Origin of the sequence: Bradyrhizobium commune (assembly GCF_015624505.1) — a bacterium.
Classification (GTDB): Bacteria; Pseudomonadota; Alphaproteobacteria; order Rhizobiales; family Xanthobacteraceae; genus Bradyrhizobium; species Bradyrhizobium commune.
On record NZ_CP061379.1, the window covers coordinates 624,459 to 650,380 of the forward strand.

The window sequence follows — 25,922 nt, forward strand, 5'->3', positions numbered from 1 at the left end:
GGTGAGGCTAGCGCCGTCCTGCGCCGCGCTCAAGTCGATGGGCTGGTGTTGTCTCGGCTTACGGTTCGTTCGGGAGCACGGGTCGGAAGAACGATCGCTCGTAACGGCGGAAGCAGCGTGTTTCCCGTGCAAAGGCGATCGCCCTCTGGACGTCCGGATCCTCGGCACTGTCTTTCCGATATTGCTCGTAGGCCGCGAAGCTCGGGAAACTGAACATCGCCAGCGCGACGTCGCTCTCCCCCTCCGACGGCAGGAAGTACCCGTGGTGGATGCCGCCGAATCTCGGCACCAATTCCAGCCACATCCTGCCGTAGGCCTCGAATTCGGCGAGTTTGTCATGATTGACTTGGTATCGCAGGTAGCACGTGATCATCGTCTGATGCTCCGGCGCGCCACGAACCTGGCGCTCATTGTTCGCTTGGATCGCAAGTCGGCGTCAGCTTCCATTGGGGAAGGCTAGCGCTCTATCACGGCATCCTCAAGCCGCGCGCGTTCGTCTCGTGCTTCGAACGAGGTGATTGCAATAACCGTGATGATCGGCGTAACCAGCGGCATGGCTCAGAACCCGCAAACCCCGCCCGCTCTGTTCGATCGCACCTTGCTATATGCACGGCAGCGTCGCGCGCGGGCGCGGGGCGAGGTCACGTTCCTGCTCGACCGGGTCGCCGAGGACATGTCCGACCGGCTGGCCGCGGTGATGCGGGAGTTTCACGCCCCAGCCGATCTCTGGACGCCAGGTGAGGGGTTTGCCGGACTACGTACGCGGCTCCCTTCCATCGAGCGGATCGAGCTCGATGCGGCCGGTGCCGAGAAACTGCCCTTCGCACCCGAAAGCCTCGATCTCGTCGTTTCGGCGCTGGCGCTGCAATTCGTCAACGATCTTCCCGGCGTGCTTGCGCAGGTTCGCCGCGCGCTGAAGCCGGACGGGCTGCTGCTCGCGGCGATGGTCGGCGGCGACAGCCTGACCGAGCTGCGCCAGGCGTTTGCCGCGGCGGAAGCCGAATGCGAGGGCGGCGTGTCGCCGCGCGTGGCTCCATTCGCGGATCTGCGCGATATCGGCGCGCTGTTGCAGCGGGCGGGATTTGCGCTGCCGGTCACCGATGTCGACCGCGTCGTGGTGCGCTATCCCAATGCGTTTGCGCTGATGCAGGATCTTCGCCGCATGGGCGCGGCCAACGTGCTGGTCGAGCGGCGCCGCACACCGACGCGTCGCGCGACGCTGCTGCGCATGGCCGAAATCTACGCCCAGCGTTTTGCCGATGCAGACGGCCGCATCCGCGCGACCTTCGACATCATCTGGCTCTCCGGCTGGGCACCGCATGCGAGCCAGCAGCAACCGCTCAAGCCGGGCTCGGCCAAGGCGAGCCTCGCGGAGGCGGTGAAGAAGGCGGGGAAGGAGTAATCCTCATGGTGAGGTGGCGCGTCAGCGCCGCCTCGAACCATGCAGGCCCGGCCCCAGTAGCCATCCTTCGAGACGACCGCTTTGCGGTCTCCTCAGGATGAGGTCTGGGCTCACATGAGCAAATCGATCAAATGCGGGATCAGCGGAATGTCCGCGGGCGGCATCGGGTAGTCGCGCAGCTTGTTGGCGCGGACCCAGGCGAGCGTCTGGCCTTCGCGCGGCGTGACCACGCCTTCCCACCGCCGGCAGATGTAGAGCGGCATCAGGAGATGAAAGGTGTCGTAACCGTAGCTCGCGAAGGTCAGTGGCGCCAGGCACGGCTCGGCGACGGTGATGCCGAGCTCCTCGTGGAGCTCGCGGATCAGGCTCTGCTCGGGGCGTTCGCCGGGCTCGAGTTTCCCGCCGGGAAATTCCCAGAGACCGGCCAGCGTCTTGCCCTCGGGGCGCTGCGCGATCAGGACGCGCTTGTCGGCGTCGACCAGCGCGCAGGCCACGACAAGGGTCAGCTTGAGGTCGGTCATGTCTAGGACCGGTAATCCCCGTTGATCGCGACATATTCCTTGGTGAGGTCGCAGGTCAGCACGCGGTCGCGGCCCTTGCCGAGGCCGAGCTGCACCTTGATCGCGATCTCCGGCGCCTTCATCGCTTCCGACACCTGCCCCTCGTCATAGTCGGGATCGCGCGCGCCGCTCTTGGCGACGCGGATGCCGTTGAAGGAGATCGACAGCTTGTCGCGATCGGCGGGCTCGCCGGCCTTGCCGACCGCCATCACCACGCGGCCCCAATTGGCGTCTTCACCCGCGATTGCGGTCTTCACCAGCGGCGAGTTGGCGATCGACATCGCGATCTTGCGGGCGGAGGCCTTGGTCTTGGCGCCCTCGACGGTGATCTCGACCAGCTTGCGGGCGCCTTCGCCGTCGCGGGCGACTTGTTCGGAGAGATTAGCGAGGATCTGGTTGAAGGCTTTGACGAAGGCCTTCAGGCGCGGATCGCTGGCGCGGCTGATCTTCGGCGCGCCATGCTCGGCGGCAGCACCTGTCGCGAATGCCAGCAGCGTGTCCGAGGTCGAGGTGTCACCGTCGATCGTCACGGCGTTAAAGGTGCCGTCGACGCCGGCCTTGAGCAGGGCCTGCAGCGCCGCAGGCGCGATCGGCGCATCGGTGAAGATGAAGGACAGCATCGTCGCCATGTCGGGCGCAATCATGCCGGCGCCCTTGGCCATGCCGTTGATGGTGACCTTGGCCTTGCCGAGCTTGACGGTCGCGGTCGCGACCTTCGGGAAGGTGTCCGTGGTCATGATCGCCTTGGCGGCGGCGAGATAGTCGCCGGCTTCCGCAGTCTCGGCGAGACGGCCGAGCACGCCGTCGAACTTGGTCGCATCGAGCGGCTCGCCGATCACGCCGGTCGAGGCCAGAAAAATCTCGCTCTCGCTGCAACCGACGGCCTTGGCTGCGATCTTCGCGGTCAGCGCGGTCGAGCTGCGGCCGGTCTTGCCGGTGAAGGCATTGGCGTTGCCGGAATTGACGACGAGGGCGCGGGCCTTGCCGCCCTTCAGCTTTGCACGGCACCATTCGACCGGTGCGGACGGGCATTTCGACTTGGTGAAGACGCCGGCGACTGCGGTGCCCTTGTCCATCACCGCGAGCAGCACGTCGGTGCGGTTCTTGTAGCGGATGCCGGCCTCGGCCGTCGCAAGACGGACGCCCGCGATCACGGGCATGTCGGGAGCGTTTTTCGGGGCGAGCGGGGAGACGGAGGAGGACATCGGGGGGCGCCTTGGTGGATCTGGATAAGCAGATGCCCGGCCCCTCTTTGCGAAGACACGCTTCGCGCTTGGGGCCGGGCATCACAAAGGCTTAGATACCCTTCGCGTCACCGAAGTGACAGCGAATTCTTACTTCTTGGCGGGCGGCGCCATCTTGCTGTCGGCGGGCTTCGCTGCGTCGGCCGGCTTGGCGTCCGCCGCCGCCTGGTCCATCCGCTCGACCTTGGCTTCGGTGCGGAGCTTCGCGACATAGTCGGCTTGGGCCTTGCGGGTGACGTACTGCTCGATCTGGGCCTTGACCTGGTCGAAGTCCGGCGCCTTGCGGTTGCGCTTTTCCTCGACCTTGATGATGTGCCAGCCGAACTGCGACTTCACGGGGTCGGAGATCTTGCCCGGCTCGAGCGCGAAGGCGACCGCCGAGAATTCCGGAACCATCTGCTCCTTGGTGAAGAAGCCGAGGTCGCCGCCGTCTGCGGAGCCCGGATCCTTGGACTTCTTCTTGGCGAGCTCGGCGAAATCGGCGCCCTTGTCGAGCTCGGCCTTCACCGCCTTGGCCTCGTCCTCGGTCTCGACCAGGATGTGGCGCGCGCGCACCTCCTGCTCGCCGGTGATCTGCTTGGAGGCCTCCTCATAGACCTTCTTCATGGCGTCGTCGGAGGTAGCCGCCTTGCCCTCCTGGGCGAGCAGGCTGTCCATCAGCAGGCGGTTGCGGGCGAACGCCAGGCGCTTCTTGAACTCGTCGCCGTCAGCGACTTTCTTGTCCTCGGCGGCCTTGGCCACGATCTTCATGTCGATCAGGAACGACAGCACGTTCTCGTCCTTGGTCGCCGGGTCCATCTGGGCGAGGCTCGGCCCGAGTTCCTCCTCGGCCATGGTGACGTCGCTCTTCTTGATCTCCGCACCATTGACCTTCGCCAGCACCGGATCGTCGGCGGCCCGGAGCGGGCCCGCGAACGCCAGGGACAGCGCCAAAGCGAGGCAGCCAGCCAGGGCGGACGCATGGCGGAAACGCTGGCCGGTGATTACCGGGAACGAGGTGGTCATGGAAAATCCTTTTGTTGAAGCAGGGGGCTGCTCGAGCGGGGCGGACACTCGCCCAATTCAGGGGGGCTTGGCAACGCGAAAAGTCTGTCAAAATGATGAATTGGCGGCAAGATTGGCCGCCGTTGACAAGGGTCGGACCCGGCCATATCTCTGCCCGGTCGCGTCCATGGCGATGGCGTTTATTTTGCTGCGTTTTTGGCCGTTGAACCCTGACTTGCTCAATTCCCACCCATATGGCGGATGACCCCCGCAGTCCGGGCTCTGACGCCAACGGGCGTCACGGTGAGTTGATAGGCAGGCGGGTGACAACCTTTCGGCTGCAACGCGGTTAAATCGCGAACACAGGAACTAGTCATGATCGGCGCGCTCGCCCGCAAATTTTTCGGCTCCTCCAATGACCGGCGGGTGAAGGGATATCAGTCCCGCGTCAGCGCGATCAACGCGCTGGAGCCCGAGGTTTCCAAACTCTCCGACGAGGCGCTGAAGGCCCGCACCGGCGAATTCAAGAAGCAGCTCGCCGAAGGCAAGACGCTCGACGACCTGCTGGTGCCGGCCTTCGCCACCGTGCGCGAGGCCGCCAAGCGCACGCTCGGCCAGCGCCATTTCGACGTCCAGCTGATCGGCGGCATGGTGCTGCACGAGGGCGACATCGCCGAGATGAAGACCGGTGAAGGCAAGACGCTGGTGGCGACGCTTGCGGTCTATCTCAACGCGCTCGCCGGCAAAGGCGTCCACGTCGTCACCGTCAACGACTACCTCGCCCGCCGCGACTCCGGCTGGATGGGCCAGATCTACGGCTTCCTCGGCCTGACCACCGGCGTGATCGTCCATGGCCTGGACGATGCCGAGCGCAAGGCGGCCTACGCCTGCGACATCACCTACGGCACCAACAACGAATACGGCTTCGACTATCTGCGCGACAACATGAAGTACCGGCTCGAGGACATGGTCCAGCGGCCGCACTTCTACGCCATCGTCGACGAAGTCGACTCCATCCTGATCGACGAAGCCCGCACGCCGCTGATCATCTCCGGTCCGCTCGACGACCGCTCCGACTTCTACAACACCATCGACGGCTTCCTGCCCAAGCTCGACAAGACCGATTTCGAGGTCGACGAGAAGCAGCGCACGGTGACGCTGACCGAAGCCGGCATGGAGAAGATCGAAACACTGCTGCGCGATGCCGGCCAGCTCAAGGGCGAGTCGCTCTATGACGTCGAGAACGTCTCCGTCGTGCACCACATCAACCAGGCGCTGCGCGCCCACACGCTGTTCACCCGCGACAAGGACTACATCGTCCGCGACGACGAGGTCGTGATCATCGACGAGTTCACCGGCCGCATGATGCAGGGCCGCCGCTATTCTGAAGGCCTGCACCAGGCGCTGGAAGCCAAGGAGCACGTCCAGGTCCAGCCGGAGAACCAGACGCTGGCCTCGATCACCTTCCAGAACTATTTCCGGATGTACGAGAAGCTCGCCGGCATGACCGGCACGGCGCTGACCGAAGCCGACGAACTGTTCGACATCTACAAGCTCGAGGTCGTCGAGATCCCGACCAATCTGGCGGTCGCCCGTCTCGACGAGGACGACGAGGTCTATCGCACCCAGAACGAGAAATACGCCGCCATCCTGGCCGAGATCGAACGCGCCAATGCGCGGCTTCAGCCGGTGCTGGTCGGCACGGCCTCGATCGAAAAATCGGAGGTCATCGCCGAATACCTCAAGAAGCACGGCTACCGGCAGATCGATTTCGGCAACGAAAATTCGATGCAGAAGCTGTACGCCGCGGCGCGCGCCGGTAAGCCGGCAAAACTGTTCGCGGTGTTGAACGCGCGCTTCCACGAGCAGGAAGCTTATATCGTCGCCGAGGCCGGCGTCCCCGGCGCGATCACGATCGCGACCAACATGGCGGGACGCGGTACCGACATCAAGCTCGGCGGCTCGCTCGACATGCGTCTCCAGCAGGAGACGGCGGGGATCACCGACGAGGCCGAGAAGGCCAGGAAGATCGAGCAGATCAAGGCCGACATCGAGCACTTCCGCGACATCGTGCTGAAGGCTGAAGAAACCGTCGAGATCGAGCCGGCCAAGGGCTCGAAGCCCGCCAAGACCGTGAACAAGCCCGGCGGCCTCTACATCATCGGCTCCGAGCGCCACGAATCCCGCCGCATCGACAACCAGCTCCGCGGCCGTTCCGGCCGTCAGGGCGACCCCGGCCGCTCAAAGTTCTTCCTGTCGCTGGAAGACGATCTGATGCGCATCTTCGGCTCGGATCGCCTCGACAGCATGCTGCAGCGTCTCGGCCTGAAGGAGGGCGAGGCGATCATCCATCCCTGGATCAATAAGGCGCTGGAAAAGGCGCAGCAGAAGGTCGAGGCGCGCAACTTCGACATCCGCAAGAATCTGCTCAAGTTCGACAACGTCCAGAACGACCAGCGCAAGGTGATCTTCGACCAGCGCGTCGATTTGATGAAGGACGAGAGCGTCGCCGAAACCGTCTCCGACATGCGCCACGCCTTCGTCGAGGACCTCGTCACCAAGCACGTGCCCGAGCATGCCTATGCCGAGCAATGGGATGTCGCGGGATTGAAGGAAGAGCTGAAGCGCGTGCTCGATCTCGACCTGCCGGTCGACGACTGGGCCAAGGAAGAGGGCATCGCCGACGAGGAGCTGCTCACCCGCATCGAGACCAAGGCTGACGAGCACATGGCGGCCAAGGTGGCGCAATGGGGTCCCGATGTGATGCGTTACGTCGAGAAGACCATCCTGCTTCAGACGCTCGACCATCTCTGGCGCGAGCACCTGGTCATGCTCGACCATCTGCGTCAGGTCATTGGCCTGCGCGGTTACGGTCAGCGCGATCCGTTGCAGGAGTACAAGACCGAAGCCTTCAACCTCTTCCAGGAGATGAGCGCGCACTTACGCGAAGCCGTCACCGCGCAGCTGATGCGGGTCGAGATCATCCCGCCGGAGCAGGAAGCCCCGATGCTGCCCGCGATGGAAGCGCACAAGCTCAATCCGGACACTGGCGAAGACGAGATGGCGCTCGCCAGCGTCACGCTCGCCCCGCAGGCAACCGATGCGGCGCTGCGCGATCCGAAGAACCCGGCAAGCTGGGGCAAGATCGGCCGCAACGAGGATTGCCCGTGCGGTAGCGGCAAGAAGTACAAGCACTGCCACGGGCGGTACGGTTAGAAGCTAGCTCTCTGTCATGCCCCGGAAAGGCGGGGCATCCAGTACGCCGCGGGCGCAAGTTGAGTACGACGGCGCTGCGGCACATTCCGCTGTCGTCCCGGCGAAAGCCGGGACCCATACCGCGGAATCTATCGATAGTTCGCGGGTCAGCGTACCGCGCAAGAAAGTGAAACCAGCAGCTTTCGCAAAATTCAATTCGGTGGCCATGGGTCCCGGCCTTCGCCGGGACGACTCTGAGAGAGTTCGGCGAAACCGCCCCTCAATTCGAGCTGTCGATCAAGCTCTCCAGCAGCCGCTTCAATTCGCTCGTCGACTTGTCGCCGTAGCTCTCCAGGATGTGCTCTTCCTGATCGACCGCGAGCGAGTTGAGCTTCCTGCACAGCACCTTGCCGCGGTCCGAGATGAACATCAGAACCTTGCGGCGGTCGTTGGGATCCTGCACGCGATAGACCAGCGTGTCGGAGACCATGCGGTCGATCATCTTGGTCAGCGTCGGATGGTTGAGCAGGACCGCGTCGGCAAGCTCGCCCATCGAATGGCCGTTGCCATCGGAGAGAACTTTCAGGATGCGCCACTGCTCGACCGGTACGCCTTCCTTGCTCAAGCGCAGTTCCAGCTGCCGGTTGATCTCCCGGTTGGCTTGCGCGAGCAGATAAGCGAGATGTTCGGTGATCGGGGTGTTTTCTTTCGACGGTTTTGCCACGGCTAAGACTTCGTCTTGACCCAAATGAGTGAATGTCTTGCAATCAATGCTGCATCTATATGCACTTCAATTCTTGAATATTCAATATTTTCAAAATAAGATGTTTGCCCAACAAAAGGGCGGAAGCCGCGGCCGCCTGCTCAAGAGGCTTTCAGGTCTGGCACCAGACAGGAGTTGGCGTGCGCGCGACGGTAAACTTCCCGGCTCCCGGCGGTCCCGCGCTTCCGCCGTCCATGCTGCTGCGGAATCTGTCGTCAACGGCGGCTGACGGCGCCTTGTCGCCGAGCGATCACGCCTTCTTCAAGCGGCGCGGTGCGAACAAGCTGCGGATCGGCGGCTTCATCTGCTGCACCGGCTCGCCCGGCGTATGGGGGCCGTGCGGAACAAACAGTGCGCAACTCGCAGTCGCCGAGATCAACAAGCGCGGCGGCATTCTCGGGCGCGAGATCGAGCTTTCGATCTACGATGCGGGTGGCCCGCTCGATGAGGTGCTGGATCGTGCCGAGCAGGCGATCGCTTTCGATGACGTTGATCTGATCGTCGGCATGCACACCAGCGCAGTCCGCGTGGGTCTTCGGAAGGTCACCACACGCCACCGCATCCCTTACATTTACACGCCGGTCTATGAAGGCGGCGAGCGCACGCCGGGCGTGATGGCGATCGGCGAGACGCCGCGCTGGCAGAGCCGGCCGTCGATCCACTGGCTTGCCGACGTCAAGAAGGCGCAGCGCTGGTACCTGATCGGCAGCGACTATGTCTGGCCCTGGCAGTCGCATCGTGCGGTGAAGAACTACATCAAGGAAACCGGCGGCCATGTCGTCGGCGAAGAGTTCGTTCCGCTCGGTGAGGACAATCACGAGCCGCATCTGGCGCGCATCCGCGCCGCGCGGCCCGACGTCGTGCTGATCTCGCTGATCGGCACCGACAGCATTACGTTCAATCGTGCCTTCGGCGAATGCGGCCTTGGCGCCACGACGCTGCGGCTCGCCGGCGCGATGGACGAAACCGTGCTGCTCGGGATCGGCGCCGACAACAGCGAGAACCTGTTCTGCGCCTCCGGCTATTTCTCCGGGATCGGCTCGCGGGCCAATGACGACTTCCAGATCAGCTATCGCGCGATGTTCGGACCGAACGCGCCGCCGATCGGCTCGCTCGGTCAGTCGAGCTATGAAGGTCTGCGGTTCCTCGAGGCCGTGGCGAACAAGGCCGGTTCGCTGGCGATGACGCCGATGCTCGCGGCCGGCCGCAACATCGTCTATGGCGGCGCGCGCGGCCCGGTCACCGTGCGCAATGGTCACACCCGGATGCAGATGTATCTCGCCGAGGCCGACGGTCTCGACTTCAAGCTGATCAAGCCGGTCTGATGCCCGCGCGGCGTTCTGCTCCCGCACAATCGCAAAATAATACTTGAAAAGGAAAATATTTCCGTTTTGAATGTTTCAGCCGGCCCGGTGCGCGCATCGCGCAAATCGCGGTCGCGCGCCAGGGATCGTTCCAAGGGATCGTTCCGAGGGATCGTTCCAAGAGATCGTTCAAGAAACTACAGGAGAGCGCCGTGACAGTTGTCCTTCCCACGCCCGCCCAACTTCGCAGCGTCGCCGAGCAGTGCGGCCTCGCCCTCACCGACGACGACGTCGCCTCGTTCCGCGGCCTGATGCAGGGCTCGATCGAAGCCTACAATCTGGTCGGCGCGATGCCGGACGAAGTTCCTGAGGTGAAATATCCGCGCACGCCGGGCTATCGGCCCTCGCCGGAGGAGAATCCGCGCAACGCCTGGTATCGCAAGTCGGTCGTGAAGGGCGCGGCTGGCGGCAAGCTCAAGGGCAAGACCGTTGCGCTGAAAGACAACATCATGCTCGCCGGCGTTCCCATGATGAACGGCTCGACGACGCTGGAGGGCTACGTCCCGGATTTCGACGCCACCATCGTCACGCGCATGCTCGATGCCGGCGCCGAGATCATGGGCAAGGTGCATTGCGAATCCTTCTGCATGTCCGGCGGCAGCCACACCGGCGCGGTCGGCGCGGTGCATAATCCCTACAAGATGGGCTATTCGGCCGGCGGCTCGTCCTCCGGCTCAGGCGTCGTCGTCGCGCTCGGCGAGGTCGACATGGCGATCGGCGGCGACCAGGGCGGCTCGATCCGCATGCCGTCCTCGTTCTGCGGCACCTACGGCATGAAGCCGACCTGGGGCCTCGTGCCTTACACCGGCATCATGCCGATCGAGATTTTTGTCGATCACACCGGCCCGATGACGGCGACGGTGGCCGACAACGCGCTGTTGCTCGAAGTGCTCGCCGGCGATGACGGCTATGATCCCCGCATCAAGGCGCCGAAGGTCGAGGAATACACCAAGGCGCTCGGGCAGGGCGTCAAGGGCATGAAGATCGGCATCTTGAAGGAAGGCTTTGAGCAGCCGACCGCGGAAGCCGCGGTCAACGAAAGCGTGCGCGAGGCCGCAAAACGGTTCAAGGATCTCGGCGCCACGGTCGAGACTGTCTCGATCCCGATGCATCTCGTCGGCCCCGCGATCTGGACCCCCATCGGTACCGAGGGCATGACCCAGACCATGATGTATGGCGACGGTTATGGGCTCAGCCGTTCCGACCTCTATTCGACGTCGCTGATGGATTTCCATCGCGGCTGGCGGCGGCAGGCAGACTCGCTGTCCGAGACCACAAAACTGTTCCTGCTGCTCGGCACCTACATCAACAACACCTTCGGCCCCCGCTACTACGGCAAGGCGCTGAATATCTCCCGCCGCCTTACCGCCGCCTACGACAAGGCCTTCGGAGATTACGACCTGCTGCTGCTGCCGACGACGCCGATGAAGGCGACCAAGCTGCCGGAGCCGAACGCCAGCCGCGAAGACTACGTCGCCCGCGCGCTGGAGATGATTGCCAACACGGCGCCGTTCGACATCACCCATCATCCCGCGATGTCGCTGCCCTGCGGCATGGTCGACGGCCTGCCCGTCGGCCTGATGCTGGTCGGCCGCATGTTCGAGGAATCCACCATCTATCGCGCCGCCCATGCCTTCGAGCAGGCCGGCGACTGGAAGAAGATGTGAAGGGCGCGTTGGTACAGGTGGGGTGGATCGCAACGTATGGCTAACGCATTCGTCGCGGCGTTCGAGATCCTGAGCTTCGGCGCGATCATCGTCCTGATCGTGCTGGGGCTCGGCATCATCGCCAGCATGATGGGCATCTTCAATTTCGCGCAGGGCGAGTTCGTCCTGCTCGGGGCCTACGTCACCTATCTCGCCTACGCCAAGGGCCTGCCGATCTGGACCGGCATGGTCGCCGCGCCCTTCCTGGTCGGCGCGCTCGGCTTCGTGCTGGAGGCGCTGATCATCCGGCGCTTCTATGCCGCGCCGATCGTCGCCATGCTCGGCACCTACGCCTTGGGGCTGATCATCCGCGAAACCGTGCGCGGCTTGATCGGCGGTTTCTATCTCACCGTGCCCGAGCCGATGGGCGGCTCGATCGATATCGGCGCGATGCACATTTCGGCCTGGCGCTTCACCATCATCATCATCACGCTCCTGGTGATGGCGGGCTGCTATCTGCTCTTGTCGCGCACCAGCTTTGGCTTGCGCGTGCGTGCCACGCTGGAGAACCCGTCGCTGGCGCGCGCCTCCGGCATTTCAACGCCGCTGATCTATGGCGCCACGTTTGCCTTTGGCGCTGCGCTCGCCGGGCTTGCCGGCGCGCTGATCGTGCCTGTCTTCAGCCTGTTCGCCGATCTCGGCCTGCGCTTCCTGATCCAGGGCTTTGTCGCGGTCATGGTCGGCGGCGTCGGCTCCTTCATCGGGCCGGTCGCGGGCGCCGGCGTGATCGGCACGCTCAGCGCTGCGCTGCCATGGGTGATGGCGCCTGTCGTCGCCGACGTCCTCGTCTTCGTTCTCGCCATTGTCTTCATCAAATTCCGGCCACAGGGCCTCATCGCTGGAAAAGGGGTTTAGTCACATGTTTGATCGTCCTCAGCTTTCACGTCGCCGCTTCCTCTCCAATTTCGCCTTTGCCTCGGGCGCGGTCGCAACCGGCGTCGGCAGCTGGGTGATCCCGGCGCCCTGGGCCAATGCCGCGGAAGCCCCGATCAAGGTCGGCATCGCCACCGACCTCACCGGCCCGATCGCCTACGCCGGCAATGCCGATGCCAACGTCGCCAAGATGGTGATCAAGGAGATCAACGCGGCCGGCGGCCTGCTCGGCCGTCCCCTCGAGCTTTATATCGAGGACACCGCGTCGAACGAATCGGTCGCCGTCGGCAACGTCCGCAAGCTGATCCAGCGCGACAAGGTCGACATGGTGCTGGGCGGCATCACCTCGTCGATGCGCAACGCGATCAAGGACCCGATCGTGGCGCGCGGCAAGACACTCTACATCTATCCGCAGCTCTACGAGGGCAAGGAGTGCACGCCCTACCTGTTCTGCACTGGACCGACGCCGGCGCAGCAATGCGACGAGTTCATCCCCTGGCTGATCAAGAACGGCGGCAAGAAGTTCGCGCTGCCGAGCGCCAACTATGTCTGGCCGCACACGCTCAACGTCTATGCCCGCAAGGTGATCGAATCCAACGGCGGCGAGGTCGTGTTCGAGGAATATTACCCGCTCGACCAGGTCGATTTCTCCTCGACCGTCAACCGCATCGTCTCCAACAAGGTCGACGTCGTCTTCAACACCGTCATCCCACCCGGTGTCGGCCCGTTCTTCAAGCAGCTCTATGAAGCAGGCTTTCTCAAGAACGGCGGGCGTCTGGCCTGCGTCTACTATGACGAGAACACCCTCAACATCAACCAGGCCAACGAGATCGAGGGCCTCGCCAGCTGCCTCGACTATTTCAAGGTGTTGACCAAGGAGAATCCGTTCGACGCGAAAATCCAGGCGGCCTATGAGAAGGATTTTCCGGGCAACTTCCTGTTCGCTGCCGGCAGTGCGGCCACCGGCACCTATCGCGGCCTGAAGCTGTGGGAGGCCGCAGTGAAGGAAGCCGGCAAGATCGACCGCGAGTCGGTCGCAGCCACCCTCGACCATGCCAAGATCGCCGAAGGTCCGGGCGGACCGGCCGAGATGGTGCCCGGCAAGCGCCACTGCAAGATGAAGATGTACACCGCGGTCGCCAAGGGCGGGAATTACGAGATCGTCGGACGCAGCGACGGGCTGGTCGATCCCAAGGAATGCTAAGGCGGAATGCTAAGGTGGAATGCTGAAGCCGATGAGTGTGGTAAGAGAGGCCATCGTCGTCGACGCTGACGATGAAGCGGACGGTGGGATGGCTGAAGGTGCAGTGGCCGGACAGGCGACGGCAGGACGAAAGGTCCTGCCGATCGTCGAAGGCGTGGTGCTCGCAGCCGCGCTCATCGCGCCGCTGGTGCTGCAGGATTATCTCACGGTGTTCGCGACGCGCGTGATCATCCTCGCGCTGTTCGCGCTGTCGTTCGACCTGGTCTGGGGCTATGCCGGCATCATGAGCTTCGGCCAGGCCCTGTTCTTCGGCTCGGCCGGCTATGGCGTCGCGCTGCTCGCGCGCGACCTCGACATCACCAACATCTTCCTGGTGCTGCCGGCGGGCACGCTGATCGGCCTCACCTTCGCGCTGCTGCTCGGCGGCTTCCTGCTGCTCGGCCGGCATCCCTCCAGCGTCATTTTCGTCTCGCTCGGCACGCTCACCGGCTCCTACGCCGCCGATCGGCTGGCGCGCGGCTGGTATTATCTCGGCGGTCAGAACGGCATTCCCTCGATCGCGCCGATGACGCTCGGCGGCTACGAATTCTCGGAAGGCCCGGCGTTCTATTATCTCGTGCTCGGCATCCTCGTCGTGGTCTATCTGCTCTGCCGCTTCCTGGTGCGCTCGCAATTCGGGCTCGCGCTCGCAGGCCTGCGCGAGAACGAGCAGCGCATCGCCTTCTTCGGCTACAAGGCGCAGCATCTCAAAGCCATCATCTTCACCATCGGCGGCGCCGTCGCCGGCCTCGCCGGCAGCCTCTATGCCTTCCACGAGGGTTTCGTCTGGCCCAACATGGTCGGCGTCGTCGTCTCGACCCAGGTCGTGCTGTACGTTCTGTTCGGCGGCTCCGGCACGCTGATCGGCGCCGTGATCGGCGCTGTCATCGTCGAAGGCGTCAGCTTCTGGCTCTCGGACAATTACCGCGACATCTGGCCGATCATTCTGGGGTTGCTGCTGCTGCTCGTGATCCTGTTCCGGCCGCTCGGCCTGATCAGCTTTGTGCTCGGCGAGCGCGAGCGAGTTGGCAGTTTTGGGGCCAAGCCCAAGGAAAACTCAAGGGAGAAGCGCAATGCCGCTCCTTGAGGCCGCCGGCATCAAGAAAATCTTCGGCAAGCTCACCGCGCTCGATGGCGCGGCGCTGACCGTCGGCGAGAACGAGTTTCACGGCCTGATCGGCCCGAATGGTTCGGGCAAGAGCACGCTCATGAAGTGCATCGCCGGCGCCGAGGTGCCGACGCAGGGCAAGGTGAGCTTTATCAACACCGACATCACCGCGTTCACGCCGACCGAGCGTGCGCGGGCCGGGATGAGCCTGAAATTCCAGATCACGAGCGTGCTGCCGTCGCTGACGCTCTACGACAACATCCTGCTCGCGCTCCAGGCGCAGTCCTCGCTGCTCGATCTCGTGTTCTCGCGCACGCGCGTTGCGCTGCACGATCAGGTCATGACCATGCTGACCCAGTTCCGCCTTGCCGATCGCGCATTTGATGCGGCAGCTGCGCTGTCGCACGGCCAGCAGCAATGGCTCGAGATCGCGATGGCGCTCGCCGGCAAACCAAAGCTCCTGCTGCTCGACGAGCCGACCGGCGGCATGAGCCTGGAGGAGCGCCGCGTCACCGGTGAGTTGCTCCAGCCGATCAAGAAACATTGCTCGCTCGTCATCGTCGAGCACGATCTCGATTTCATCCGCGACATCTGCGATCGCCTCACCGTGCTTGACCAGGGCAAGGTGCTGGCCTCGGGCACGGTGTCCGAGATCCAGGCCAATCCGTCCGTCCAGGAGATCTATCTGCGCCGTGCCTGAATTTTTGGACATCAAGCATCTCGACGCCGGCTATGGCCGCAGCCAGGTTCTGTTCGACGTCAATCTCGGCATTCCCTGGCGTGGCGGCGTCGCCGTGCTGGGCAGGAACGGCGCCGGCAAGACCACGCTGATGAAGACCATCGTCGGCGAGCTGCCCGCGTGGAAGGGCGAGGTCGGCTTCGACGGCCGCGACATCAGTCGCAGCGCGACCCAGGAGCGCGTGCGCGCCGGCATCGGCTATGTGCCGCAGGAGCATTCGGTGTTCGCACGGCTGTCGGTGCGCGACAATCTCGCCGTCGGCTCGCTCGCGAGCAGGAAGGCCGATGCGGTCGATCGCGTGCTGACCATCTTCCCAAAGCTCGGCCAGCGCCTCGACCAGCCCGCCGGCACGCTCTCCGGCGGCGAGCGCAAGATGCTCGCCATCGGCCGCGCCATGCTGGGCGATCCAAAACTATTGCTGCTCGATGAGCCCACCGAGGGCGTCTGGATCGGCGTCATCGAGGAGATCACCGAGCGCCTGATCGAGCTTGCGAAAGAGATCGCCGTGATCATCGTCGAGCAGCACCTCGACCTGGCGCTGCGCGTCGCCGGTTACGCCTACGTGCTGGATCGCGGAAGGGTCGCGCTGCAAGGCGCAGCCGGCGAGGTGAGGGGCAATCCGGAGCTGATGCGGTATCTGGCGCCGTAGGTCTTCGCGAGTAGAACGCCCGCCCTACTTCACCGCGCCAAACCGGCTGTCGAACGAGTTCGACTGCACTACAGGTGCTGCGCCCGCGAGCTGGGTGTCGCCACTGCCCGCACCATCCGACACCGACGGTTTCAGCGCCGGGCGCGTTGCGGCGAGGCGCGTATCCGGCTGCGGCTTCGCCGGTTCGGCCGGCTTGGCGGCTGCGGTCGCCTTCGGTGCATCCTTGGCCGTCTCGCGGCCCGGCACGAACCGGGTGACCGCGGCCTTCAGCCTCGACGCTGCGGTCGGCGGCGTTGCGGCCGGAGCGACAGACGCAGTCGCCTGCGGCGGCGTTGTGGTCGCAGTCGTATCCGCCGTACCCAGGCCCATCTTGCGGCCGAGATTGGAGAAGAAGCCACCGCCTTCGGATTTTTCAGCCGGCGCGGCCGAGGCGACGCGGGTGTTGGCGGCGGGCGCGGCGACGGCGACGACCGGCTCCTCCTGCGGATAGGCCGAGGTCGGCGCAAAGTTCGGCTTCGGCGGATTGACGGTGCCGGGGATGGTGCCCGGCGCCTTCGACATCGCCAGCAATTGCAGCGTCGAGCCTTCGGCTTCCTCCGACAGGCCGGTCGAGCCCTCCGGAATCTTCGCGGCAAAGATCTTGTTCATGCCGCCGTCGATGCCGGTGTTCATGCGCGCGACCGGCGTGCCCTTGGCGACGAGCTTGTTGTACTCGGCGTCGTCGCGCTGCTCTTTCTCGCGCACGGCGCTGGCGATGTCCTCGGGGATCACATAGGCCGGGCACTTGGCGGAGGCGTCGAACACGGGATCGCGCTTGGCGTCGGGCGCCTTGGCGGCGTCGAACACGTATTTCTTCTCGCAGAAGTCGACCTTCGGCTCCTGCCGCGTCACCTCGAAATGATCATAGCCCTCCTTGATCATCTTCCAGAAGGCCATGTTCGGATTGTTGCGGTGCTTGGCCATGTTCACCGGCGTCATCCTGAAAGGATACGCCTGGAACTGGAACGCCTTCTGGCCGCCGAAGAAGGATTCGCGCCCGAGCGAATAGATCTCCGCGATCTGCTCGTCCGTCATCGCGTAACAGCCGCGCGAAGAGCAATCGCCGTGCACCATTAGCTGCGAGCCGGTGCGGCCGAGCGCCTTGTCGAACGCGTTGGGGAAGCCGGTGTTGAACGAGAGGTAATAGGCCGATTGCGGATTCATCTGGCTCGGGTTGATCGAGTAGAATCCCTCCGGCGCCTGGCGGTCGCCCTCGCGCACCTTCGGGCCGAGATCGCCCGACCAGCGGCAGATCGGATAGGTCTTGAGCAGCGCGAACTGGCCGTTGCGGGCCTGCTTCCAGATCTCGAGCTCGGCCTCCTGCTTGAACAGGCGGACCAGGATCGGCGATTGCAGGTCCATGTCCTTCTCGACCATTGCGGCGAGAAGCTTTGGTGGCACCGGCTGATTGGCCTTGGCGTTGGTCGCCAGCGACACCTGATCGGTGTCGCAGCCGGCGAGCAGAACGCTGGCGGCAAGCGCAACCGAAGCCAAGAGCGCGCGAGCAAGCGAGCTAGAGATCAAGACGAACCCCACAACGTGCCGGGCAAGGCTCACAAACCCCACGTCGAAGCTTGGCCAAATCGTCGATCCGACATGCGTCTCGACGGTCGTTCGGTGACCAAGCTCCAAGCCTTATGCCCTGAAGCCATTGATTAAAATTCTAACCTCTGGGTGTTGGCGTCGCAACCCGACCGGGGATCACGAGGCCGTTGGCCCAAAGGCGTGGTCAACAGAGACTTAAACTTGGACTTAACTGGGCCTTTCGGCCGAATTGGGACAGAGATCGCTGATTTGGGCAAAAAAAGGGTTAACGCGGGGTTACCGGGGCGGCTTTGTAGGGTGGGTTAGCGGAGCGTAACCCACCTCTTTGGCTTCCGCGGGGACAGACAGCGGTGGGTTACGCCTTTCGGCTAACCCACCCTACAGCACCGCAAATCCGGGCAAATCAGCCCAGTTTCCGGCCAATATCGAGGAATTTCTGCCGCCGCTGCTTGCGAATGGCGTCGGCGTCGAGGCCCTTGAGCTCGTCAAAAGCCTTGGCGATGGCCTCGCCCGTGGTGGCGATCATGGCGGCGGGGTCGCGATGGGCGCCGCCGACCGGCTCTTTCAGGATGGTGTCGATCACGCCGAAGCGGAGCATGTCCTGGGCGGTGATCTTCATGTTGTTGGCGGCTTCCTGCGCCTTGGTGCCGTCGCGCCAGAGGATCGAGGACGCCGCCTCCGGCGAGATCACGCTGTAGATCGCGTGCTCCAGCATCAACACCTTGTTGGCGGTGGTGATCGCAATGGCGCCGCCCGACATGCCTTCGCCGGTGATGATCGCGACGTTCGGCACGCCCAGCGACAGGCACGCATCGGTCGAGCGCGCGATGGCCTCGGCCTGGCCGCGTTCTTCCGCGCCGATGCCGGGGTAGGCGCCGGCGGAATCGGCGAGCGACAGTACCGGCAAGCCGAACCGCTCGGCCATCTCCATCAGCCGCACGCATTTGCGATAGCCCTCGGGCCGCGCCATGCCAAAATTGTGCTTGATGCGGCTCTCGGTGGAATCGCCCTTTTCCTGGCCCATCACGCAGATCGGCTCGCCGCGGAAGCGGCCGAAGCCTGCGACCAGCGCCTCGTCCTCGCCGAACTTGCGGTCGCCGGCGAGCGGGGTGAATTCGGTGATCAGGCCCTTGATGAAGTCGTTGAAATGCGGCCGCTGCGGATGCCGCGCGACCAGCGTCTTCTGCCACGGCGTCAGGTTCAGATAGAGGTCGGCCAGCGCCTGCGCCGCCTTGTCCTCGATCCGCCCGATCTCATCGGAGATGTCGGTGCCGGAGGCCGCAAGCGTGCGCAGCTCGTCGACCTTGGAGTCGAGCTCGGCGACGGGCTTTTCGAAGTCGAGATAGCTGCGCATCTGATCTTGCATCAACTCAATATAAGGGGACGGGACTACGAGGCGAAGCGGGCTTGGCTTCTGGATAAGAAGTGTAGCGTCTTCAAGGGCTTGACCTGTGCGCTCGCGTGAGCGCGGCAAATCATGCGAAAGGCCACGGCTCTTTCTGCGGAGATGTGGCCGAAGTCAAGGCGGTTCTAGGTGTCGTCCCGGCGAAGGCCGGGACCCATACCGCGAGGTCTGTCGATAGCGGCAAGTATCATTACCGAACGACTATCTTCGCCAAACTGCTCCCTGTGGTTATGGGTCCCGGCCTTCGCCGGGACGACGTCGGGGGAGAAAGCCGGTCCTACTTCTCCGCCAGCGGATGCAGGTCGCGCACCAGGCTCTTCAGCCGCTCCTCGACCACATGGGTGTAGATCTGGGTCGTCGAGATGTCGGTGTGGCCGAGCAGCGTCTGCACGATGCGCAGATCCGCGCCGTTGTGCAGCAGGTGGCTGGCAAAGGCATGGCGCAGCACGTGCGGGGAGACCAGCCGGGCCTGCAGGCCCGAGGCGACCGCGAGCTCCTTGAGGTCGCGGGCAAAATGCTGCCGCGTCAGGTGCCCGCTCTCGCCGAAGGAGGGAAACAGCCATTTCGATGCGGCGAGGCTGTCCTTTTTCTTCTCCGTCTTCGCCGCCTCCGTGGCCGCAAGATAGTCCGCCATCGCCTGCCGCGAGGCCTCGTTCAGCGGCACCAGCCGCTCCTTGTTGCCCTTGCCGCGCACCACGATCATGCGGGCGTCGCGTTTGGCGGCGGTGCGCGGCAGCGCCACCAGCTCGGAGACGCGCAGGCCCGTGGCGTAGAGCACCTCCAGCAGGCAATAGAGCCGCAAGTTTCGCAGCCGCTGCGCCGGCGAAGCGTCCATCGCCTCACTCATCTCCTTGGCGCGGCGGAGCATGCGGTCGACATCCGCAATCGACAGCACCTTTGGCAGGCCGCGGCCGCGCTTCGGCCCGGACAGGATCGCGGCGGGATCCTCGGTGCGAATGCGCTCGTTCAGGAGAAAGCGGAACAGATGCCGCATCGCCGACAGCCGGCGCGCGACGCTGGAGGATTTGAAGCCGCGGGTGTCGAGATCGGCGAGGTAATCGCGCAGCGACTGCGTCTCTGCATCGACAAATGTATGGCCGGCACGGCCCAGAAATTCCGAGAAATCGGTGAGGTCGCGCCGGTAGGCGTCGAGCGTGTTGGGGCCGGCGCCTTGTTCCGCCGCGAGCATGTCGAGGAACAGGCCGGTGAGTTTTGTGTCTGAGGGCTTTGCACGCATGCCCCGGAGGCTAGCTCCTATTTCTTGAGAAACTTATCCGGCGGGATCGTCACCGTCATTTCCCGCGGCTTCGGGTTGACGAAGTTGGCCAGCGCGAACACCACACCATAGACGATGCCGGCAATCACGGCGACGGCCGTCAGGAAGCGGAACAGGCTGGGCATCGGGCAAGGTCTCGGCGAGGGTCTTGAACAGGCAAATTAACCAATGAAATCATCCAACATGTTCGCCGTTTCGTGGCAAGAGTCCTCTGGCGAGGGCCCCAAGGGGGTCGTATAGGTGGCCGAGATGCCGCATTTGACGGCAGATCGAGCGAGGGACATGTCCGACGCCGCGTTGCCAGCACCAGCGACCCCCGAGGCCGACATTCTGTCGGCGCTCGGAACGCGTTCGATCGTGCTGGTCGGCATGATGGGGGTCGGCAAGTCGACCATCGGCCGCCGTATGGCGGCGCGGCTCAAGCTGCCCTTTATCGATGCTGACACCGAGATCGAGGCCGCGGCCGGCATGACCATACCGGAGATTTTCGAGCGCCATGGCGAGCCGCATTTCCGCGACGGCGAGGCGCGGGTGATCGCGCGCCTGCTCGATGGCGGGCCGGTCGTTCTGGCGACCGGCGGCGGCGCCTTCATGCGCGAGGAGACGCGGGCCCGCATCGCCGCCAAGGCAATCTCGATCTGGCTCAAGGCCGATCACGACGTCATCATGCGCCGCGTGCGCCGCCGCGCCGATCGTCCGCTGCTCCAGACCGCCGATCCCGAAGGCACCGTGACGCGGCTGCTCACCGAGCGCGAGCCGGTCTACGGCAATGCCGACCTCACCATCGCCTCGCGCGACGTGCCGCACGACAGGATCGTCGACGAGACCATCGAGACGCTGCACGGCCATCTCTGCGGCCAGCCGGCCGCATCCGAACCACCAGCCGACGTCGCGAGTGCGTTAAGATGACTGCGCCGTTGAAGCATTCCGACCCCGTGAACGTCGATGTCGCGCTCGGCGATCGCGCCTATGACATCATCATCGGCCGGAACGTGCTGGCTTCGCTCGGCGAACGCGTCGCGCGTTTGCGCCCCGGCGTGCGCACCGCCATCGTCACCGACCGCACTGTCGCGAAATACTGGCTCGAGCCGACCGAAGCCTCGCTCGCGGCCGCCGGCATCCCGACCTCGCGGATCGTCGTCGAGGAAGGCGAGATTTCCAAAACCTATGCGGGCCTCGAGAAGGTCAGCGAAGCCCTGATTGCCGCAAAAATCGAGCGCAACGATCTCGTCATCGCGCTCGGCGGCGGCGTGGTCGGCGATCTCGCCGGCTTTGCCGCTGCGATCCTGCGCCGCGGCGTCGATTTCGTGCAGGTGCCGACCTCGCTCCTGGCGCAGGTTGATTCCTCCGTCGGCGGCAAGACCGGCATCAACTCGCCGCAGGGCAAGAATCTGCTCGGCGCCTTCCACCAGCCGGTGCTTGTCATCGCCGACACCGCCGTGCTCGACACGCTCTCGCCGCGGCAATTCCGCGCCGGCTATGCCGAGGTCGCCAAATACGGCGTGCTCGGCGACGAGGCCTTCTTCACCTGGCTGGAGAAGAACCACGCCGACATCTTCAAGGGCGGCTCGGCCCGCGAGCACGCCATCGCGACCTCCTGCCGCGCCAAGGCCGGCGTGGTCTCGCGCGACGAGCGCGAGACCGGCGAGCGCGCGCTGCTCAATCTCGGCCACACCTTTGGTCACGCGCTGGAAGCCGCGACCGGCTTCTCCGACCGGCTGTTCCACGGCGAGGGCGTCGCGATCGGCATGACGCTGGCGGCGCAGTTCTCCGCAAAGCTCGGCATGATCGGCGAGGCCGATGCCGCGCGCGTCGAGCGGCATCTCGTCGAGGCCGGCCTGCCGACCCGGTTGCAGGATATCGCCGGCTTCGCGCAGGAAGGGCTTGCCGATGCCGACGCGCTGATGGCGCTGATGGCGCAGGACAAGAAGGTCAAGCGCGGCAAGCTCACCTTCATCCTGCTGGAGGCGGTCGGGCGCGCCGTCATCGCCAAGGATGTCGAGCCGGCCCCGGTGCGCGATTTCCTGAAAGACAAGCTCGCGCAAAAGATCTGATGCGCTGCTAAAATTCTGTCGAGTGCTGCATGGACTGGCTTGGATTCTCCATCGTCGTGTTCTGCCTCTTGGTCTCGGGGTTCTTCGCCGCGAGCGAGACGGCGCTGACCGGCGCTTCGCGCGCCAGCATGTTGCGGCTGTCCAAGCAGGGCAATCGCGATGCCGACGTCGTCTCCGGCCTGCTCGACATGCGCGAGCGCCTGATCGGCGCGCTGCTGCTCGGCAACAACATTGCCAATATCGGCGCCTCCGCGCTCGCCACCAGCATCTTCACGTCGTGGTTCGGCGATGTCGGCGTGCTCTACGCAACCGGCGTGATGACCGTGCTGGTCGTGATCTTCGCGGAAGTTCTGCCGAAGACCATCGCCATCAACGCGCCCGACCGCATGGCGCTCGCGGTGGCGCGCCCGATGCGGCTCACGATGTATGTGCTCGGACCGCTGCTCCAGGTCGTCGAGGTCATCGTGCGCGTGCTGATGCGGCTGTTTGGCCTCGCCGGCGAGCATCAGGCGATCCTGTCGCCGACCGAGCGCCTGCGCGGCGCGGTCGATCTGCTGCACCACGAGGGCAAGGTCGAAAAGCAGGACCGCGACATGCTCGGCGGCCTCCTGGATCTGCGCGAGCTCCAGGTCTCCGACGTCATGATCCATCGCACCGAGATGATGATGATCAACGCCGACCTGCCGCCGGAGGAATTGGTGCGCGAGGTGCTGGCGACCGAATATACCCGCATTCCGCTCTGGCGCGAGAAGCCGGAAAACATCATCGGCGTGCTCCACGCCAAGGATCTGTTGCGCGCGATCCGGGCGTCGGAGGGCGACACCTCGCGCATCGACGCCTCCACCATCGCGCTGCCGCCCTGGTTCGTGCCGGAGATGCGGCCGCTCGCCGAGCAGCTCAAGGCGTTCCGGCGCCGCAAGACTCACTTCGCGCTGGTCGTCGACGAGTATGGCGAAGTTGAAGGTCTTGTGACGCTGGAAGACATTCTGGAAGAGATTGTCGGTGATATCTCCGACGAGCACGACGTCGTGGTCGCCGGCGTGCGCGCCCAGCCGGACGGCTCGGTCGTGGTCGACGGCTCGGTGCCGATCCGCGATCTCAACCGCGCCATGGAGTGGCGCCTGCCCGATGAGGAGGCAACCACGGTCGCGGGCCTCGTCATTCACGAGGCGCGCTCGATCCCCGACCGCGGCCAGAGCTTTACCTTCCACGGTTTCCGCTTCCGCGTCCTCCGCCGCGAACGCAACCGCATCACCGCGCTCCGTATTTCACCGGTGCCGCGCGAAGCCGAAGCCGAGGAAGCCAAGCCGCGGCGGGCCGGGACGTCGTTTTGATTTTCTTACCCTCCAGGGGAGGGTGAAGAGCATCACTCTTCCCCCGGCGCCTGCGCGTGGATGGCCAGCGCGTGCACGCCGCCGGAAAGTTCCGCGGCCAGCGCCGCATTTATCATGCGGTGGCGATCGACCCGGCTCTTCCCTTTGAAGGCTCCAGACACGATATAGACACGGAAGTGCGTCTCGCCGCTCGGCCGATGGCCGGCGTGGCCCTCATGCAAATGTGACTCGTCGACAACCCGCAGGCTTTCCGGCGTGAAAGCTTCCTGCAACTTGTTGCTGATAGTGTCTTTCATAACCATGAGTGCCATTAAAGTCCGCGATCGCACTCCGTCAACACCCGGGGTTTGTTCTAATTGCAATGTCAAGACTTGAAGGTTTTGCCATTGCGTAGTCAAAGTCAGCCATGCCGATCGATTCATCAAAGTTCTTCGACTCCATCCGCGTGAAGCCGCGGGGCAAGCAGCCCGAGGTGAAGCCGCGCGACACCGTGATGGCCTGCGAATGGGTGGGGTGTCAGAACAAGGGCGCGCACCGTGCGCCGAAGGGGCGCGAGAACCAGCGCGAGTACTGGCACTTCTGCCTCGACCATGTGCGCGAGTACAACCAGAACTACAATTTCTTTTCCGGCATGAATGCCGACGCGGTTGCGCGCTACCAGAAGGATGCGCTGACCGGCCACCGCCCGACCTGGAAGATGGGCGCCAATGGCGGCGTCAAGAAGGGCGCGGAAGCCGAGATCGACGGTGCCTTCGATCCCTTCAGCATGTTCTCCGAGATCAACGGCCGCGCCAGCTGGCGGAAGGGCCCGGAGGCCCAGCCCAAGGCCGAGACGCGCAAGATCATGAATGCCGAGCGCAAGGCGCTCCAGGTCATGGGCCTCGGCCCCGACGCCACGCTCGCTGACGTCAAGGCCAAGTACAAGGCCCTGGCCAAGCAGCACCATCCCGACACCAACGGCGGCGACCGCTCCACCGAGGACCGCCTGATCGAGATCATCAAGGCGTATAATTATCTGAAGACGGTGGTGCGCGAGGCGTAGGGCCTCGCTGCTTGTCTACGTTGCGATAATCGCCGCCAAAATCTCCTATGTCGTCCCGGCGAAGGCCGGGACCCATAACCCCAGGGAGAAGTTTGGCGAAGACTGGTCGTGAAGAAGTCTTCCCGCGGTACTCCCACCTCCCACTATCGATAAATCACGCGGTATGGGTCCCGGCCTTCGCCGGGACGACAGCGGAGGTTTTGGCTCCGCTGTCGTGCGCCACCCACGCTACACCATCACGCAACGAACGGTTTCGGCATCGCCCCCACATAAGACGAGCTCGGCCGGATCAACCGCCCCGTCCGCTGCTGCTCGCGCGCATGCGCGGTCCACCCCGCCGCGCGTGCCACCGCGAAGATCGGCGTGAACGCCTGCCTCGGGATCGCCAGCGCATCGAGCAGGATCGCGGTGAAGAACTCCACATTCGTCTCCAGCGGCCGATCCGGATTCTTCTTGCGTAGCGCGGCGCGGATATAGGCCTCGACCTCGCCGGCAAAGGGCAGGTCTGCGCCATTGGAGGCGAGCGCCTCGATCGCGGTCTTGAGCACATCGGCGCGCGGGTCGCGCACGCGATAGACGCGGTGACCGAAGCCCATCATCCGCTCGCCGCGGGCGAGCGCCGCATCGACCCAGGGCTGGATCCGCTCGCGCGAGCCGATCGCATCGAGCATTTCCAGCACCGGCTCCGGCGCGCCGCCATGCAAGGGACCGGTGAGCGCGCAATAGCCCGCGGTGACGGCCGCGAACAGATCGGCCTGCGTCGAGGCCACCACGCGCGTGGTGAAGGTCGAGGCGTTCATGCCGTGATCGCAGACCGTGACGAGATAGGCATCGAGAGCGGTGATCTCGCGCGCGGCCGGCGCGCGCCCATGCAGCATGCGCAGCGTATCGGCGGCGTGACTGACGCTCGGATCGGGCGCGATCGGGTCGAGCCCCTTCGCCCGTCGCACCAGCGCGCCCGCGATCACCGGAAAGGCGCCGACGATCGTCGCCTCGTGTTCGAGCCCGTGCTCGGCGCGAAGGCCTGCGACCGCTGCGCGAAATCCGTCGACGATGCCCATCCCCTGCGTCGCCGGCAGCAACTCGGCGAGCCGCGCGAAGGCGCGCTCGCGTGCGGCTCCCAGGCTCGCCCGGATATTGGCTTCGCTGAGCGTGCTTTGGCTGGCGCCGTTCCAGAGCCGGGCGGTGACGCCCTCGAAGCTCGATTGGCGGACGAGGGTGCTGACATGCTCGCCGGCGATGATCAGCTCGCCGCGCTCGCCATCGACATGGCTCAGCACGGTTTCCGCCGCGGGAACGCCGTCCAGCCCGATCTGGCTTTTGGTGAGGTGGATGTTCATGGCCCAAATCTCCTTGTTCACGCAGAGAAAGTCGGGCCTCTCGACAGATTGATCAAT

Annotated in this window: 24 protein-coding genes; 13 read left to right on the top strand and 11 right to left on the bottom strand. The window is 64.6% G+C overall.

The genetic code is table 11. The features are described from left to right. Positions 1-58 precede the first annotated feature (58 nt). Positions 59-373: an NIPSNAP family protein gene (locus IC761_RS02935; protein ID WP_195801817.1), complete on the bottom strand. Its 315-nt coding sequence runs from the start codon at positions 371-373 to the stop codon at positions 59-61. 159 nt (positions 374-532) lie between these two features. Between IC761_RS02935 and IC761_RS02940 the strand changes: the two genes are divergently transcribed. Continuing rightward, positions 533-1,402: a methyltransferase domain-containing protein gene (locus IC761_RS02940; RefSeq protein ID WP_195804528.1), complete on the top strand. Its 870-nt coding sequence runs from the start codon at positions 533-535 to the stop codon at positions 1,400-1,402. Positions 1,403-1,512: 110 nt separating this feature from the next. On the opposite strand, the gene IC761_RS02945 is transcribed toward IC761_RS02940, so the two are convergent. The 3 genes from IC761_RS02945 to IC761_RS02955 form a co-directional block, all read right to left on the bottom strand. Then, positions 1,513-1,923 (bottom strand): (deoxy)nucleoside triphosphate pyrophosphohydrolase, encoded by a 411-nt coding sequence (locus IC761_RS02945; protein WP_195801818.1) that lies wholly within the window; start codon positions 1,921-1,923, stop codon positions 1,513-1,515. Between the two features lie 2 nt (positions 1,924-1,925). Then, on the bottom strand, positions 1,926-3,167 hold the full coding sequence (gene argJ, locus IC761_RS02950; protein ID WP_195801819.1) for a bifunctional glutamate N-acetyltransferase/amino-acid acetyltransferase ArgJ: 1,242 nt from the start codon (positions 3,165-3,167) through the stop codon (positions 1,926-1,928). Positions 3,168-3,296: 129 nt separating this feature from the next. Next, complete coding sequence (locus IC761_RS02955) at positions 3,297-4,211, bottom strand: peptidylprolyl isomerase (RefSeq protein WP_195801820.1); 915 nt, start codon at positions 4,209-4,211, stop codon at positions 3,297-3,299. A gap of 354 nt (positions 4,212-4,565) precedes the next feature. Between IC761_RS02955 and secA the strand changes: the two genes are divergently transcribed. After that, on the top strand, positions 4,566-7,406 hold the full coding sequence (gene secA, locus IC761_RS02960) for a preprotein translocase subunit SecA (protein ID WP_195801821.1): 2,841 nt from the start codon (positions 4,566-4,568) through the stop codon (positions 7,404-7,406). Between the two features lie 259 nt (positions 7,407-7,665). Here secA and IC761_RS02965 read toward each other — a convergent pair whose 3' ends face one another. Next, positions 7,666-8,109 carry a MarR family winged helix-turn-helix transcriptional regulator gene (locus tag IC761_RS02965; RefSeq protein ID WP_024339270.1) on the bottom strand — a complete coding sequence of 148 codons (444 nt, stop codon included), beginning with the start codon at positions 8,107-8,109 and terminating at the stop codon, positions 7,666-7,668. A gap of 179 nt (positions 8,110-8,288) precedes the next feature. Here IC761_RS02965 and IC761_RS02970 point away from each other — a divergent pair, with 179 nt between their 5' ends. The 7 genes from IC761_RS02970 (at position 8,289) to IC761_RS03000 (ending at position 15,830) form a co-directional block, all read left to right on the top strand. Next, entirely contained in the window at positions 8,289-9,473 is a 1,185-nt protein-coding gene (locus tag IC761_RS02970) for a substrate-binding domain-containing protein (protein ID WP_195801822.1), read from the top strand. 191 nt (positions 9,474-9,664) lie between these two features. Then, a complete protein-coding gene (locus IC761_RS02975; protein WP_195801823.1) occupies positions 9,665-11,179 on the top strand; it encodes an amidase in 1,515 nt (504 codons plus the stop codon). Positions 11,180-11,215: 36 nt separating this feature from the next. Continuing rightward, positions 11,216-12,073 carry a branched-chain amino acid ABC transporter permease gene (locus tag IC761_RS02980; RefSeq protein ID WP_195801824.1) on the top strand — a complete coding sequence of 286 codons (858 nt, stop codon included), beginning with the start codon at positions 11,216-11,218 and terminating at the stop codon, positions 12,071-12,073. A gap of 4 nt (positions 12,074-12,077) precedes the next feature. Next, positions 12,078-13,295 carry a substrate-binding protein gene (locus IC761_RS02985; protein ID WP_195801825.1) on the top strand — a complete coding sequence of 406 codons (1,218 nt, stop codon included), beginning with the start codon at positions 12,078-12,080 and terminating at the stop codon, positions 13,293-13,295. A 19-nt stretch (positions 13,296-13,314) separates the two neighbouring features. Then, positions 13,315-14,421: a branched-chain amino acid ABC transporter permease gene (locus IC761_RS02990; RefSeq protein ID WP_195801826.1), complete on the top strand. Its 1,107-nt coding sequence runs from the start codon at positions 13,315-13,317 to the stop codon at positions 14,419-14,421. Next, positions 14,408-15,142, top strand: coding sequence for an ABC transporter ATP-binding protein (locus IC761_RS02995; RefSeq protein ID WP_195801827.1), 735 nt, complete (start codon positions 14,408-14,410; stop codon positions 15,140-15,142). Before IC761_RS02990 ends, IC761_RS02995 begins: the two co-directional genes overlap by 14 nt. After that, complete coding sequence (locus IC761_RS03000) at positions 15,135-15,830, top strand: branched-chain amino acid ABC transporter ATP-binding protein (RefSeq protein WP_195801828.1); 696 nt, start codon at positions 15,135-15,137, stop codon at positions 15,828-15,830. Before IC761_RS02995 ends, IC761_RS03000 begins: the two co-directional genes overlap by 8 nt. 24 nt (positions 15,831-15,854) lie before the next feature. Here IC761_RS03000 and IC761_RS03005 read toward each other — a convergent pair whose 3' ends face one another. The 4 genes from IC761_RS03005 to IC761_RS03020 form a co-directional block, all read right to left on the bottom strand. Beyond that, a complete protein-coding gene (locus IC761_RS03005; RefSeq protein WP_246791427.1) occupies positions 15,855-17,393 on the bottom strand; it encodes a L,D-transpeptidase family protein in 1,539 nt (512 codons plus the stop codon). 424 nt (positions 17,394-17,817) lie between these two features. After that, entirely contained in the window at positions 17,818-18,780 is a 963-nt protein-coding gene (locus IC761_RS03010; protein WP_195801829.1) for an acetyl-CoA carboxylase carboxyltransferase subunit alpha, read from the bottom strand. 316 nt (positions 18,781-19,096) lie between these two features. After that, complete coding sequence (gene xerD / locus IC761_RS03015; RefSeq protein WP_195801830.1) at positions 19,097-20,056, bottom strand: site-specific tyrosine recombinase XerD; 960 nt, start codon at positions 20,054-20,056, stop codon at positions 19,097-19,099. Positions 20,057-20,073: 17 nt separating this feature from the next. Continuing rightward, positions 20,074-20,220 (bottom strand): hypothetical protein, encoded by a 147-nt coding sequence (locus IC761_RS03020; protein ID WP_063198124.1) that lies wholly within the window; start codon positions 20,218-20,220, stop codon positions 20,074-20,076. Between the two features lie 157 nt (positions 20,221-20,377). Here IC761_RS03020 and IC761_RS03025 point away from each other — a divergent pair, with 157 nt between their 5' ends. From IC761_RS03025 to IC761_RS03035, 3 genes are read left to right on the top strand one after another with little or no spacing between them, the layout of a single operon-like run. Then, on the top strand, positions 20,378-21,004 hold the full coding sequence (locus tag IC761_RS03025; protein WP_195801831.1) for a shikimate kinase: 627 nt from the start codon (positions 20,378-20,380) through the stop codon (positions 21,002-21,004). Then, a complete protein-coding gene (gene aroB, locus IC761_RS03030) occupies positions 21,001-22,149 on the top strand; it encodes a 3-dehydroquinate synthase (protein WP_195801832.1) in 1,149 nt (382 codons plus the stop codon). The genes IC761_RS03025 and aroB overlap by 4 nt, the downstream gene beginning before the upstream one ends. A 29-nt stretch (positions 22,150-22,178) precedes the next feature. Continuing rightward, positions 22,179-23,483 (top strand): HlyC/CorC family transporter, encoded by a 1,305-nt coding sequence (locus IC761_RS03035; RefSeq protein ID WP_195801833.1) that lies wholly within the window; start codon positions 22,179-22,181, stop codon positions 23,481-23,483. Positions 23,484-23,515: 32 nt separating this feature from the next. Here the strand turns inward: IC761_RS03035 and IC761_RS03040 are convergent, their stop codons facing one another. Continuing rightward, complete coding sequence (locus tag IC761_RS03040) at positions 23,516-23,785, bottom strand: BolA family protein (protein ID WP_438265159.1); 270 nt, start codon at positions 23,783-23,785, stop codon at positions 23,516-23,518. Between the two features lie 104 nt (positions 23,786-23,889). On the opposite strand from IC761_RS03040, the gene IC761_RS03045 reads away from it, so the two are divergent. Continuing rightward, positions 23,890-24,525, top strand: coding sequence for a J domain-containing protein (locus IC761_RS03045; protein WP_195801834.1), 636 nt, complete (start codon positions 23,890-23,892; stop codon positions 24,523-24,525). A gap of 236 nt (positions 24,526-24,761) precedes the next feature. Here IC761_RS03045 and IC761_RS03050 read toward each other — a convergent pair whose 3' ends face one another. Continuing rightward, the gene (locus IC761_RS03050; protein WP_195801835.1) at positions 24,762-25,865 is read right to left on the bottom strand and encodes a citrate synthase/methylcitrate synthase; all 1,104 of its coding nucleotides are present in this window, start codon (positions 25,863-25,865) and stop codon (positions 24,762-24,764) included. Between the last annotated feature and the right edge of the window lie 57 nt (positions 25,866-25,922).

Bases quoted from the DNA above. Each gene is read 5' to 3' on its own strand.
- IC761_RS02935 (WP_195801817.1), bottom strand. From the start codon at position 373: ATGATCACGTGCTACCTGCGATACCAAGTCAATCATGACAAACTCGCC.
- IC761_RS02940 (WP_195804528.1), top strand. From the start codon at position 533: ATGATCGGCGTAACCAGCGGCATGGCTCAGAACCCGCAAACCCCGCCC.
- IC761_RS02945 (WP_195801818.1), bottom strand. From the start codon at position 1,923: ATGACCGACCTCAAGCTGACCCTTGTCGTGGCCTGCGCGCTGGTCGAC.
- argJ (WP_195801819.1), bottom strand. From the start codon at position 3,167: ATGTCCTCCTCCGTCTCCCCGCTCGCCCCGAAAAACGCTCCCGACATG.
- IC761_RS02955 (WP_195801820.1), bottom strand. From the start codon at position 4,211: ATGACCACCTCGTTCCCGGTAATCACCGGCCAGCGTTTCCGCCATGCG.
- secA (WP_195801821.1), top strand. From the start codon at position 4,566: ATGATCGGCGCGCTCGCCCGCAAATTTTTCGGCTCCTCCAATGACCGG.
- IC761_RS02980 (WP_195801824.1), top strand. From the start codon at position 11,216: ATGGCTAACGCATTCGTCGCGGCGTTCGAGATCCTGAGCTTCGGCGCG.
- IC761_RS02985 (WP_195801825.1), top strand. From the start codon at position 12,078: ATGTTTGATCGTCCTCAGCTTTCACGTCGCCGCTTCCTCTCCAATTTC.
- IC761_RS02990 (WP_195801826.1), top strand. From the start codon at position 13,315: ATGCTGAAGCCGATGAGTGTGGTAAGAGAGGCCATCGTCGTCGACGCT.
- IC761_RS02995 (WP_195801827.1), top strand. From the start codon at position 14,408: ATGCCGCTCCTTGAGGCCGCCGGCATCAAGAAAATCTTCGGCAAGCTC.
- IC761_RS03010 (WP_195801829.1), bottom strand. From the start codon at position 18,780: ATGCAAGATCAGATGCGCAGCTATCTCGACTTCGAAAAGCCCGTCGCC.
- xerD (WP_195801830.1), bottom strand. From the start codon at position 20,056: ATGCGTGCAAAGCCCTCAGACACAAAACTCACCGGCCTGTTCCTCGAC.
- IC761_RS03020 (WP_063198124.1), bottom strand. From the start codon at position 20,220: ATGCCCAGCCTGTTCCGCTTCCTGACGGCCGTCGCCGTGATTGCCGGC.
- IC761_RS03025 (WP_195801831.1), top strand. From the start codon at position 20,378: ATGTCCGACGCCGCGTTGCCAGCACCAGCGACCCCCGAGGCCGACATT.
- aroB (WP_195801832.1), top strand. From the start codon at position 21,001: ATGACTGCGCCGTTGAAGCATTCCGACCCCGTGAACGTCGATGTCGCG.
- IC761_RS03035 (WP_195801833.1), top strand. From the start codon at position 22,179: ATGGACTGGCTTGGATTCTCCATCGTCGTGTTCTGCCTCTTGGTCTCG.
- IC761_RS03040 (WP_438265159.1), bottom strand. From the start codon at position 23,785: ATGGTTATGAAAGACACTATCAGCAACAAGTTGCAGGAAGCTTTCACG.
- IC761_RS03045 (WP_195801834.1), top strand. From the start codon at position 23,890: ATGCCGATCGATTCATCAAAGTTCTTCGACTCCATCCGCGTGAAGCCG.
- IC761_RS03050 (WP_195801835.1), bottom strand. From the start codon at position 25,865: ATGAACATCCACCTCACCAAAAGCCAGATCGGGCTGGACGGCGTTCCC.